This is a genomic window from Streptomyces sp. NPDC127595 (assembly GCF_042671685.1).
In the GTDB taxonomy this organism is placed as follows: Bacteria; Actinomycetota; Actinomycetes; order Streptomycetales; family Streptomycetaceae; genus Streptomyces.
Map to the genome: position 1 here is coordinate 1,011,655 of NZ_JBHXWK010000001.1, position 11,611 is coordinate 1,023,265.

General features: G+C 69.9%; 9 protein-coding genes and 2 pseudogenes. 6 read left to right on the forward strand and 5 right to left on the reverse strand.

The annotated features are described in order from the left end of the window. Positions 1 to 42: 42 nt before the first annotated feature. The 3 genes and pseudogenes from ACFVKT_RS04315 to ACFVKT_RS04325 form a co-directional block, all read left to right on the forward strand. Positions 43 to 199: pseudogene (locus tag ACFVKT_RS04315) on the forward strand (LysR family transcriptional regulator); the annotation flags it as partial. Positions 200 to 525: 326 nt separating this feature from the next. Further along, complete coding sequence (locus tag ACFVKT_RS04320) at positions 526 to 1,197, forward strand: GntR family transcriptional regulator (RefSeq protein ID WP_385727354.1); 672 nt, start codon at positions 526 to 528, stop codon at positions 1,195 to 1,197. Between the two features lie 42 nt (positions 1,198 to 1,239). Continuing rightward, positions 1,240 to 2,178 (forward strand): NADP-dependent oxidoreductase, encoded by a 939-nt coding sequence (locus ACFVKT_RS04325; protein ID WP_385727356.1) that lies wholly within the window; start codon positions 1,240 to 1,242, stop codon positions 2,176 to 2,178. 55 nt (positions 2,179 to 2,233) lie between these two features. Here ACFVKT_RS04325 and ACFVKT_RS04330 read toward each other — a convergent pair whose 3' ends face one another. Both ACFVKT_RS04330 and ACFVKT_RS04335 read right to left on the reverse strand, forming a co-directional pair. Further along, positions 2,234 to 2,734: a DUF6174 domain-containing protein gene (locus ACFVKT_RS04330; RefSeq protein ID WP_385727358.1), complete on the reverse strand. Its 501-nt coding sequence runs from the start codon at positions 2,732 to 2,734 to the stop codon at positions 2,234 to 2,236. A gap of 298 nt (positions 2,735 to 3,032) precedes the next feature. After that, on the reverse strand, positions 3,033 to 4,934 hold the full coding sequence (locus tag ACFVKT_RS04335) for an AMP-dependent synthetase/ligase (RefSeq protein ID WP_385727360.1): 1,902 nt from the start codon (positions 4,932 to 4,934) through the stop codon (positions 3,033 to 3,035). Positions 4,935 to 5,369: 435 nt separating this feature from the next. Here ACFVKT_RS04335 and sthA point away from each other — a divergent pair, with 435 nt between their 5' ends. After that, positions 5,370 to 6,773 carry a Si-specific NAD(P)(+) transhydrogenase gene (sthA, locus tag ACFVKT_RS04340; protein ID WP_385727362.1) on the forward strand — a complete coding sequence of 468 codons (1,404 nt, stop codon included), beginning with the start codon at positions 5,370 to 5,372 and terminating at the stop codon, positions 6,771 to 6,773. A 96-nt stretch (positions 6,774 to 6,869) separates the two neighbouring features. Then, the gene (locus ACFVKT_RS04345; protein WP_385727364.1) at positions 6,870 to 7,100 is read left to right on the forward strand and encodes an SDR family NAD(P)-dependent oxidoreductase; all 231 of its coding nucleotides are present in this window, start codon (positions 6,870 to 6,872) and stop codon (positions 7,098 to 7,100) included. 69 nt (positions 7,101 to 7,169) lie between these two features. Here ACFVKT_RS04345 and ACFVKT_RS04350 read toward each other — a convergent pair. The 3 genes and pseudogenes from ACFVKT_RS04350 to ACFVKT_RS04360 all read right to left on the reverse strand — a co-directional run. Continuing rightward, positions 7,170 to 7,366, reverse strand: a pseudogene (locus tag ACFVKT_RS04350) (hypothetical protein); the annotation flags it as partial. 69 nt (positions 7,367 to 7,435) lie between these two features. Then, entirely contained in the window at positions 7,436 to 8,524 is a 1,089-nt protein-coding gene (locus tag ACFVKT_RS04355) for a 4-hydroxy-3-methylbut-2-enyl diphosphate reductase (RefSeq protein ID WP_385727366.1), read from the reverse strand. Between the two features lie 202 nt (positions 8,525 to 8,726). After that, positions 8,727 to 10,127 carry a hypothetical protein gene (locus ACFVKT_RS04360; protein WP_385727368.1) on the reverse strand — a complete coding sequence of 467 codons (1,401 nt, stop codon included), beginning with the start codon at positions 10,125 to 10,127 and terminating at the stop codon, positions 8,727 to 8,729. A 220-nt stretch (positions 10,128 to 10,347) separates the two neighbouring features. On the opposite strand from ACFVKT_RS04360, the gene ACFVKT_RS04365 reads away from it, so the two are divergent. After that, positions 10,348 to 11,592, forward strand: a complete 1,245-nt coding sequence (locus tag ACFVKT_RS04365; RefSeq protein ID WP_385727370.1) for an acyltransferase — start codon at positions 10,348 to 10,350, stop codon at positions 11,590 to 11,592. The last annotated feature ends 19 nt before the right edge of the window (positions 11,593 to 11,611 follow it).

Sequence of the window (11,611 nt, forward strand, 5' to 3'; positions counted from 1 at the left end):
GGAACTAGGCTGGTACGTGGCTTACGCACGGTGGGAGATGTCGTGGATGTCGATCTGCGCAAGGTGCGCTACTTCGTGGTCGTGGCCGAGGAGTTGCACTTCGGACGGGCCGCCGGGCGGCTGCACATCACGCAACCGGTGCTGTCCCGGCAGATCCGCGCGCTGGAGCAGGAGTTGCGGGCGCAGCTCTTCATCAGGAACAAGCGGACCACCGCGCGGACCGGGCTCGAACTGCGCGGCGTCCTCATCGGTGTCAAACGCGACGTCCTGATCCGCCTGCGGACCAGCGCGTCATCGACGACAGCGTCCTGCGCCGTCTGCAGTCGGTCCTGGACAGCGAGGACATCAGGATCGAGCCGGCCCTGCGTGCCGTCACCGACCGGCCGCCCTCAACACCGGCCGACGACACGGCAGATCCGCGCCGCAGCGTGCCCGGCGAGTGAGGGATCGGTCGGCGCGACTGTGTCGTGACTGCGGCCGAGGCCCACTAGATTGGGGAAGCAAGAGACGTCATCGGAGGCCGGGATGCTGTTCAACGGGCTGCCGCACGAATCGATACCCAAGGTGGAGCGCCCGGTTCCGGTGCGCGAGCAGGTGTACGACGCGCTGCTGGAGCTGATCAGTTCACACTCGCTGCGCCCTGGCCAGCACTTGGTGGAGAGCGAGCTCGCGGGCCATCTCGGGGTCTCCCGGCAGCCCGTACGAGAGGCGCTGCAACGGCTGAGCACCGAAGGGTGGGTGGACCTTCGCCCGGCCCAGGGAGCCTTCGTCCACGAGCCGACCGGGGACGAGACCGACCAGCTCTTCGGCGTCCGCGTCGTCCTGGAGACCGAGGCGGCACGGCTGGCCGCGGTCGGCTCCTCGGTCAAGGGACTTGAGCGGCTGGACGAGTTGTGCGCGACGGGCGAGGCCGCGGTCGCCGCCGACGACGTGGAGACGGTCGTGACGGCCAACGCCACCTTCCACGCCTGTGTCGTGGAACTGGCGGGGAACGCGGTGCTCGCGCAGTTGGCCGCCCATGTCGAGCAAAGGGTTCGCCGGTACTTCACACCCATCGTCAGCCAGGCCTGGGTGGAGCATCGCGAGCTGATCGCGGCCATCGCTGCCGGTGACGACACACGCGCCCAGCAGGTCATGCGCGCCCACACCGTGGACGCCAGGACGCGTTTCCCCCCAAGGACCGGGCAGTTGACGTAGCCCCGTCGATGTCCGTGTCGTGTTTTCCTGACGAGGAGTCCAGTGTCTGACCGAATGCATGCCATCGTCCAGTCCGCGTTCGGCGGTCCGGAGGAGCTCATCCACCAGGAGACCGACGTCCCGGAACCGGGTCCGGGGGAGGTCCTGCTGAGGGTCGCCGGTGCCGGAGTCAACCCGGGTGACACGGTTCTCCGTTCGGGCCGCGTGCCGGAACTTGTCACCCTGCCGTGGACGCCGGGCAACGATGTGGCCGGCGTCGTCGAGCGGTTGGGTGACGGCGTGACACGTTTCGTGCCGGGCGACGAGGTGTACGGCCTGTTGCCGGTCTCGCGGCGCGGTGCGTACGCCGAGTACACCGCGGCACCGGCTGCCGCGTTGGCGCCCCGGCCCAAGAATGTCGATCTGGTGCACGCCGGTGCCGTGCCCCTGGTGGCGTTCACCGCCTGGCAGGCACTGGTCGTCCTGGCCCGGGTCCGGCCCGGCGACCGAGTACTGATCCACGCCGCAGCAGGCGGCGTGGGCCATGTCGCGGTGCAGCTCGCCAAGGAACTCGGCGCGCACGTCATCGGCACCGCCCGCGCTGCCAACCACGAGTTCCTGCGTGGTCTGGGCGCCGACGAACTGATCGACTACACCGCCACCGACTTCCGGACCGCCGTGGCCCCGGTGGACACGGTTCTGGACCTGGTCGGCGGGTCCTACGGGCCGCTCTCCCTGGACGTCCTGCGGCCGGGCGGTCTGCTCATCGGCGCGTCGATCGACCCGGGAACGGACGAGGCGCAGGCCGCGGCCCGTGGTCTGCGCTATGTCTGGGTCACGGCCGAACCCTCCGGGGAGGTACTGGAGCGCGTCACCGAACTCATCGAGGCGGGCCGTCTGCGTGTCACGGTCCAGCGCACCTACCCGCTGGCCGAAGCCGCAGCAGCGCACCGCGCGATCGAGGAGAAGCGCACCACCGGCAAGATCGTTCTGGTGCCGTGAACAGGGCGTGCGGGTGCGGCTTCTGACGGACGGTGCCCGGTGAGTGGCACGGGCGTCAGCCGTCGCCCGGCTCGTAGGCGCTGATGATGTACAGGGCTTCGTCGTCGATCGTGTTGCTCTCGTGGTCGAGGAAGATCCGGACCGGGTGCCCGTCGGGTGCGTATTCCGCTTCCGCCTTGTCCGCGTTGTCCCGCCGGGCCTGCTCCAGCTCCTCCAACAGCCCGCCGATGGTGGGTACTTCACCGAGCGACTGCTCCACCACCCGCCGACCGCTCTCGTCGAGTCCCACGGCCTTTGTCACCTTGCCGCCCTCGACCGTCACCCGGAACGTCCCGATGAGATTCCGTTCCCCCTCACTCGACGTCATGGTGTAGACGTACGAGGCGGGCTCCTGCCAACTGGTGGTGCTCCGCTCCGCCGAGGGATTCGCCGCGGCCTTCCCACCGGAACCGGAGGACGTCGACGCCTCGGATCCGCAGGCGGCGGTCGCGTACAGCAGCGCCCCGATCAGCGCGGCGGCCGGCAGGGGTCGTGAGGTGATGCGTGGGGCGGTCATGGCGGCTGTCCCTTCGAAGACGGCTACCGCTATGACGCCGGCCGGGCGGAAAACGTTCGGGCGCCGGATGGCCTCACGAGTCGTCGGCGCGATGGACGAGGATTCCCGCCCACGGTGGTGGCATCGGTACCAGGACCGGCGGTCCTGCCCACCGGAGGGATCTGGTTGCTCCCGCTCCCTCGGCGCAGAGTGTTCCCATGAACACCACGAAGCAGCCGGAAGTCAGGAGCCGCGTGACCCCGCTGAGGTCACTTCTGGGAAGCACGTACGTCCCACGCCGTGGCGGAGCGCGTCCTGTTCACCGGAACACGTTGTCGGAGTCGTCCCAGACCGACGGCTCGCTCTGCACATACTCCCGTGGAACGCGTGAGGACGTCTGATACATCGCCTCGATCTCGGCGGCGAACCGCTTCGCGATCGCGTCCCGGCGCAGTTTCATCGAGGGTGTCATCAGTCCGTTGGTCATGTCGAAGGCCTCCGGGAGGACGCGGAACACCCGGATCGACTCCGAGCGGGACACCGTGGAGTTGGCGGCGGCGACAGCACGTCTGACCTCCTCGCGCAGTTCGTTCTCCTCACGGGCGTCCCGGACCGGGGTTTCACCCTTGGCACGGGACGCCTGCCAGTGGGAGACGAACTCGGGATCCAGCGTGATCAGAGCCCCCACACAAGGCCGGTTGTCGCCCACGACCACCGCTTGATGGATCAGCGGATGCGCGCGCAGACGCTCCTCGAGGGCCGCGGGGGCCACACTCTTCCCGCCGCTCGTGATGATGATGTCCTTCTTGCGCCCGGTGATGGTCAGATAGCCCTCGTCGTCGACACTGCCGATATCGCCTGTGGCCAGCCAACCGTCCAGGAAGGAGGCCTCCGTGGCCTGGGTGTTGTTGATGTACCCCTGGAACACCGAGGGGCCCCACACCAGAATCTCCCCGTCCTCGGCCACATGGATGTCCGTGCCCGGGAGAGGGCGGCCCACGGTTCCGAACTTCTCCCGTCCCGCCGGATGCATGGTGACGCCGCCACTGGTCTCGGTGAGCCCGTAACCGTCGTGGATGAAGATCCCGATGCCCGCGTAGAAGAGGGCCAGTTCACGGTTGAGGGGCGAGCCGCCGGACACTCCGCCGCACACCCGTCCGCCCAGCGCGGCGCGCAGCTTTCGGTAGACCGTCTTGTCGTAGAGGGCGTGCTGCAGCCTCAGGTCGTAACCAGGTCCCGGGCCTGTACCCAGCCGCTGGCGTTCGGCGGCCCCGGCGAAGTCCTGTGCGGTGCGGACGGCTCGCTCGAAGAGCGCCCCGCGTCCTGCCCGTTGGGCCGAGCGCAGGAAATTCTTGTAGATCTTCTCGAAGACGAACGGCACCGCGCACAGATAGGTGGGCCGGAAGGAGAGGAGGGCCGCGGAGAGCGACTCCGCACGCACATCCGGTTCATGCGCCATCAGCATGCCGCCACGCAGACAGAGGCTCTGGATCTCGAGGCCGTACACGTGGGAGAACGGGAGGAAGGCGAGCATGGAGGGCTGCTCTCCGGGAGGAGCCGCCGTATGTCTCCAGCCCTCGATCAGCGTGTCCACGCAGCTGGCCAGGTTGCGATGGGTCAGGGCGCAGCCCCTGGGCTGTCCGGTCGTGCCGGAGGTGTAGGCGACGACCGCCGTGGAGTCGGGCAGCACGATCCGGCGCAGCGAGTCGACCGTTGTCGCCGGTATCGCACTGCCCCGCTCGGCCAGCTGCGCGAGGGCACCGGTGTCCAACTGCCAGACGTGGCGCAGGAAGGGGAGCGCGGCACACGCGGAGCCGACCGTCATCACGCCCTGCTCGTCCTCGACCACCACGCCGACACAGTGGGCGTCCTTGAGGATCCACTCGACCTGCTCGTGCGAGGAGGTCGGGTAGATCGGGACCACTTCGGCACCGATCGACCACAGCGCATAGCCGAGCACGGTCCACTCGTAGCGCGTGCGCGCCATGACGGCGATCCGGTCGCCCGGGCGTATCCCGGACGTGACAAGTCCCCTTGCCAGATCGACCACTTCGTCCCACAGCTCCGCGGCCGTCACCGGTGTCCACGTCGAGGACGAGGGGTCGGAGCGGCGCGCGACCTGTGCGAGCTCCGGGTTGCGGCGAGCGGTTTCGAAGAGGCTGTCGGCGAGTCCCCCCTGCATCACCGCCGCAGCGGTGGGGGGAAGTTCGGACTGGTGCATTCGCCGCTCCGGAGTTCTCCTCGACGCGGCCTCACCGAGAGGCGCTGGAGCCGAGGATCCCTGAATCTAGCCCACACCGACGACGCCCGTGCGGGATTCACCGAGCAGCCTGTCCGGCGATGGAATTCACGTGTCCGGGAGGCCCCGGCCGGTGATCGCTGCCCGGCTCGACAGGCCGTCCGGTGCCCGTTGGACCCCGTTGACGATGACCGTCACGGGCGTGCGCCGGCCGGCCCGAGGAGGCTGATGATCCCTCTCGGGACCGGTGCGTCCTTCGGGACCCATGCGGACCTCCCGGAAGCGCCGCGGACCTCTCGGAACCGGCGCGTCGAAGGGCCCGGAGCAGGGGCGGAAGGCGGAATTCCCCGTGCGCTGGGTGAACCGTCACCCGTTCACCCTTTCGGCGGAGGGCTTCGGGCTGACAGACTCCGGAGGGTGCCTGACTTCGACATGCTTGTCATCGGTTCCGGTCCGGGCGGTCAGAAGGCCGCCATCGCCGCCGCCAAACTCGGCCGCAGGGTCGCCGTCATCGACCGTCCGGACATGGTCGGCGGAGTCTCCATCCATACCGGAACCATCCCCTCCAAGACGCTGCGCGAGGCGGTCCTGTATCTCACGGGGCTGACCCAGCGCGATCTGTACGGCCAGAGCTACCGGCTCAAGGAAGACATCACCGTTGCCGACCTGACCGCGCGCACCCAGCACGTGGTCGGCCGCGAGGTCGACGTCATCCGCAGCCAGCTCTCCCGCAACCACGTCTCACTCTTCGCGGGCACCGGCCGATTCCTGGACGACCACACCATCGGCCTCAAAGAAGTGAACGGCCACGAGAGGGAGTTGACCGCCGAGCACATCGTCATCGCCACGGGTACGCGTCCGGCCCGGCCGGCGACCGTCGAGTTCGACGAGCAGACGATTCTCGACTCGGACAACGTCCTGAACCTGGAGCGGGTGCCGCGCTCCATGGTCATCGTCGGGGCCGGTGTGATCGGCATGGAGTACGCCTCCATGTTCGCGGCCCTCGGCAGCAAGATCACGGTGGTGGAACAGCGGCCCGGGATGCTCGACTTCTGTGATGTCGAGGTGATCGAGTCGCTGAAGTACCACCTGCGGGACCTCGCCGTCACCTTCCGGTTCGGGGAGACCGTCGCCGCGGTCGAGCGGCACGCCCGGGGCACGCTCACCATCCTGGAGAGCGGCAAGAAGATCCCGGCGGACGCGGTGATGTACTCGGCGGGACGACAGGGTCTCACCGACGAACTCGACCTGGACAAGGCCGGCCTGTCCGCCGACCGGCGCGGCCGGATCACGGTCGACGAGCACTACCGCACCGAAGTGCCGCACATCTACGCCGTCGGTGATGTCATCGGCTTCCCCGCGCTGGCCGCGACCTCGATGGAGCAGGGCCGTACGGCGGCCTATCACGCCTGCGGCGAGCCGGTGAACCGGATGCACGACCTCCAGCCGATCGGCATCTACACCATTCCGGAGATCAGCTTCATCGGCCGGACCGAGGACCAGCTCACCGAGGAGCGCGTGCCCTTCGAGGTCGGCATCTCCCGCTACCGGGAACTGGCCCGGGGCCAGATCATCGGCGACTCGCACGGCATGCTCAAGCTGCTGGTCTCCCCGGACGACCGCAAGCTGCTCGGGGTGCACTGCTTCGGCACCGGCGCCACCGAACTCATCCACATCGGCCAGTCCGTCATGGGCTGCGGTGGCACGGTCGACTACCTGGTCGACGCGGTGTTCAACTACCCGACGCTCGCCGAGTCGTACAAGGTGGCCGCTCTGGACGCTACCAACAAGATCCGGCAGATCGACCGGCTGAGGGACTGAACCGGGTAGCCCGCGGGGGGCGTACAGGGACTGAACCGAGGAGCCGGGCAGGGGCGTACAGGGGCTGGGGGTGTGCTCTCGGCCCTACCCACAGCCATGGTGACCCGAGCGACAGCGGGGATCGGCGCGGCCTTCGCCCGGCGCCTGGCCGCGGACGGCTTCGGCCTGGTCCTCCTCGCCCGGGACACCGAGCGCCTCGAACGAGCCGCGGAGAAGTACCGCGCCGCCCACGGGGTCGACGTGGAGATCCTCTCCGCGGACCTCGCCACCAGGAAGGGCTGCGCGCAGCGGAGCAACGGGCCGCTCACGGCGTCGACCCGCTGGTGAACAACGCCGGCTTCGGCCGGCGCGGCGCCTTCCTCGGCACCGACCTGTCCGAGGAACTCGCCGACTCGCCAGGAACACCGCGCCGACCAGGCCGGTGATGACCCCGGTGGCACTGCGACCGCCGTGTCCGCGGGCAGGAGGGCCCGCAGCAGCATGCACGACCCCAGGACGAGGCCCGCGCCGACCGTGCCGGCCACGGGCGGGCTCGTCCGGGCGCGGACGAAGCTCAGGAACCGGCGGGCGAGCGGACGTACCAGGGCTGGTGCGCCGACGGTGCTGCGCGCCCGAGCGGCGCGGACGCGGTCGGGTCCCGGCTCCCGGTCCGGTGATGGTCGTCAGTCGTGGCCTTCGGCGAACGTCGGGCGGGCCGGTCCAGGGGAGGTCGGGGAGGGCGCCAGCGCGGTGGAGTGCACCTGTCGGCGTACGTGGCTCGCCGGGCCCAGGCCGTCGAGGGCTTGTGACACCTGCCGGTTGACTCGTTCATCGGTGGACGCGTTCAGCAGGGCGATCGTGGCGGCGTCGGTGTCCTGGGGGCGCAGGTGGTCGAGAGCCGTGATGTCGCGGACGCGTACTCCCTTGCGGGCCGCCTGGGTGAGCGCGGTCCTGACAACGGGGCTGTCTCCCCGGCCGGTGACAAGCAGGATGTCGGACTGGGCCAGCACCGAACCGACCGCGGTGTGCAGGTCGTCCATCGTGTAGCACCACTCGCGGGGATGCTGGCCCTTGAGCCGCGGGAAGCGCCGACGCAGCACACTCAGGATCCGTGCCGCCTCGGTGACGGCGGTACCCGGGGCGACGACGAACGCCAGGCGGTCAGGATCAGTGACCGTGAGGCTCTCGGCCTGGCGAGGTGTCGCGACAGGCCGTCCCTCCGCGTAGGAGGTTCCGTCCCGCCATGTCGGGGAACCGGGGGTGTTCGGTGCGCCCACGACGATCACGTCGTCCTCCCGGTCCAGGAAGCGGCGTAACGAGTGGGCGGCGTTCTCCGCCGATCCGCATGCTGTGGTGCGGGGGCATCCGCAGGCCCGCCATGGGGCGGGGGAGTGACCGGTCTGCTGCCCCGGTACCGGGACAGCAGGTTCCTGTGCGGTGTCCGGGCGCCCCTCCGGCTTCCCGGGGAGCACGTACAGAACCCGGCGGGTGCGGAGCACGCCGGACCAGGAGGCCATCTGACGGCGTGCGAAGGCGGTCGCGGCGGTGTCCGAGCCGTGGACCGCGATGGCCAGTCCGTTGTGGCCACCGTCCGGATTCTCGTAGGAGACCGTGAAGACGGTCGTCGGCGCCACGCTGTCGGAGCCCATGACCGTGTGGGGCAGTGCCTGGGAGTGGGCTTCGTATCCGGCTTGTTGTGCGTGTGCCGTCAGAAGGTGATGGGCGGGACAGCCGACCAGGCCGCGCACGGGGTGCGTCCAGGATGTGGCCACCCTGAGCGATCCTGGTGAGAGGGGAAGTGCGGTGGAGCGGAACACTTCGGAGAGCACGCTTCGGTTCATCGTTCCTGACATGGGTGGTCGGGACGGGCAGTACGGCCATCCAAGATGGCGTGGTTGACCGACTGCTCCCCTTGTCCGGAATCGCCACCCCAATGGGGCAGCGATTACCACGGGCCCGTGGTCACCCGGTCGGTCAGGTGCCGGACGGACGGGAGCGTGAACGCTCCTGAGGAGCCCCCGTCGCCATCGGCTTCCTCCGTGCCTCGCGCGCCCGTCCGAGCAGAAGCGCCGCGGCCTTGTTGGCGGCGTGCGGGCGGACCCGGGCCGTCAGGACCCGAAGCCGGTCGTCGGCGCGCCCACTGGAGACGTGCGGGTAGACGTCCAGGAACGCGTGCCAGGTCTGGCATGCCTGGTCGAGGTGACCGATCGTCAGCTGGGCCTGGGCCAGTTCGGCGAGGCAGATGGCGCGGGAACGCCGCTCGTCTGCGGGGCGGTGGCGCAGTGAGCGGCCGAGCGCTTCGACGGCGGCCTGGTGACGGCCCTGCCCGCAGGCCACGGCCGCGTGCTGGAGGGCGAGGGAGCCCGGATGGAAGGAACCGACCGGTGAGGTTCCGCTCGACGACGCTTCCAGGTGCCGCTCGGCCAGCGCGAGGTGACGTGAATGGCCTCTGTCGCCCAGTGCCGCCCCGGTGACGGCCAGTTGGCCGAGGAGAAACGCCTGCTGGTGCGGCGGGGTGTGGCGGACGCCGACCTGCACGGCCTGCTCGGCGAGCCGGTGGGCGTCGGGGTGGTGTCCGAGCGCGTGGGCCTGGACGCTGAGCCCCCGCAGGGCAAGGGCGTAGCCGGCCCTGTCGCCTGCCTCGCGGGCGAGCTCGGCGCTGGTGAGGTAGAAGCGCTGGGCCGCGGCATGACGGTTCGTGTCGAAGCAGGTGAACGCGGACAAGTAGGTGAGCTGGGCCGCAACGGTGAACAGTTGCCTCCGGACCGTTGGCTTCATGTCCGCCCTGAGCCACGGCAGCAGCGTGGTTGCCAGGTACTGCCGCAGCGGCTGCCGTATCGGTCCGGCGCCGAAGGCGGCGTCACCACGGGCGAGGACGGCGAGCAGTTCGCGCGCCGACTCGACCTGGGCCATGCCGACGGCCATCCCGGCGCCGGACCGGGGGGCAGTTCGCCTGCTGGTGACCGGCGCCCAGTGGGGGACCGTCAGAGCCCCTAGCGAATAGGCGCCCAGAAGGGCGACACCGCGCCGGTCGGTGAGGTGCAGCAGGTGATCGAGGTGGTCCACTGCTCTCCCTTCGGCGGGTGGGGTGCCGGGCAGGTCACCCGGATCCTGTCCGCGTGCGGTCAGCCCAGTGTCCTGCGGGCGGACGGGGCTGCCCAGACGTCGGGAGAGTGCCTCGGCGACGAGCGCGGGTACGGGCGGACGTGGCCTGCTGCCGAGCAGCCAGTGGGCTACTGCCGTGCGGTCGTAGTGAAGGGCTGTTCCCTGCTCGGCACCGAGTGCGTTGACCTCTCGGGCGAGCCGGGCGCCACTCCAGCCGGCCTGGTCCAGGAGCCTTCGCAGGGCCTGGTTCGGTGTACGGGCGGTTCGCACGGTCCTTCCCCGGCCCCTCGTGGTGGCTGGTGGACGCGGACGTTCAACATCCGCGCAGGTTCAACGTTTTTGCCACCCGCACATGCGCCCGAAGTGCCTCTGTGCGAGCACGATCAGCTTGTGTCGCTTATGCGGCGGCGTGCAGTGCGCAGCATCGGCGCATCTGTCACGTCCGTGCGCCCCTCGTGCGGTGACGCCGTGCCTGGAGTGAAGGATGGAGATGCACACGAGTGCACCGCAGATCCCTGACCGTCCGCCCGGCCGGTGGCGATCAGTCCACCTGTTTCCTGGACAGGGCGACTTCTCCGTCGGCGCCCTGGTGCGCGCCGTCCGTTCGGACGGGATGATGAGAACGGCCGCCGAGCAGGTCTTCGAGGCGATGGACCGCGTCGCGGCGGAGCGCGGACTGCCGGCACTGGGGTCCTGGCTGCTGGGGCCGACACCGCCCACCGCGCGGGACCTGGCCGATGCCGCCACCGGAACCTCACAACTCGCCCTGTTCGGTGCGTCAATGACGACGCATCAGTCACTGTGCCGTTCCCACGGCACTCCCGCGGCCGTCGTCGGGGTGAGTTTCGGGGAGATCGCGGCGCTCACCGCCGCCGGTGTGTTCACCCTGTGCGACGGCGCCCGCATCGCACACGACCTTGCCCGGGTCCTGGCTTCCTGCTCCGGAGGGCTGACCCATCTGTCCTGTTCGGAGCGGACCGCGCGGGACCTGATCGACCGCGCCGGCACTCGGAACGCGGTGGCCGGGGTCGACGATGGCCGGTCCGTGGTGGTGGCCGGGGTCGACGATGGCCGGTCCGTGGTGGTGGCCGGGGTCGACGATGGCCGGTCCGTGGTGGTGGCCGGGGTCGACGATGGCCGGTCCGTGGTGGTGGCCGGGGTCGACGATGGCCGGTCCGTGGTGGTGGCCGGGGTCGACGACGACCGGTCCGTAGTGGTCGCCGGGGTCGACGACCGCCGGTCCGTAGTAGAGGACGGGGTCGACGACGGCCGGTCCGTGGTGGTGGCCGTGGTCAACGACGACCGGTCCGTGGTGGTCGCCGGCCCGGTGTCCGAACTCGTCCGCGTCGAGAAGGTGGCTGCGGAGACGCAAGTGACTGCCGTACGCCTCCACTTGCCGTTCACCTCCCACCATCCCGCGCTTCAGGCCGAGTCGGAGGTGTTCGCCGAGGCGGTGCGGGCCTATGACCGGTCCGAGGCGCACTTCCCTGTCTACTCGGCCGTGGCCGGCCGCGCCTACGCCGTCGGCGAAGACCTGCCCCGGCGGCTGGCCGACTGCCTGGTCAGGCCGGCCGTGGTGCCCACCGTGCTGCACCTGGTGGCACGGCACGAACCGGACGTCCTCTTCGAGGCCGGCACCGGCCGTTCCCTGGCGACAAGTGCCCGCCGAGTGCTGTCCCGGCTCTCCACGCTCACCGTGCTTGCTCCGCTCGCCGAACCCGGTTCCTTCCCCTGATGACTGCCCCTGTCTCCTG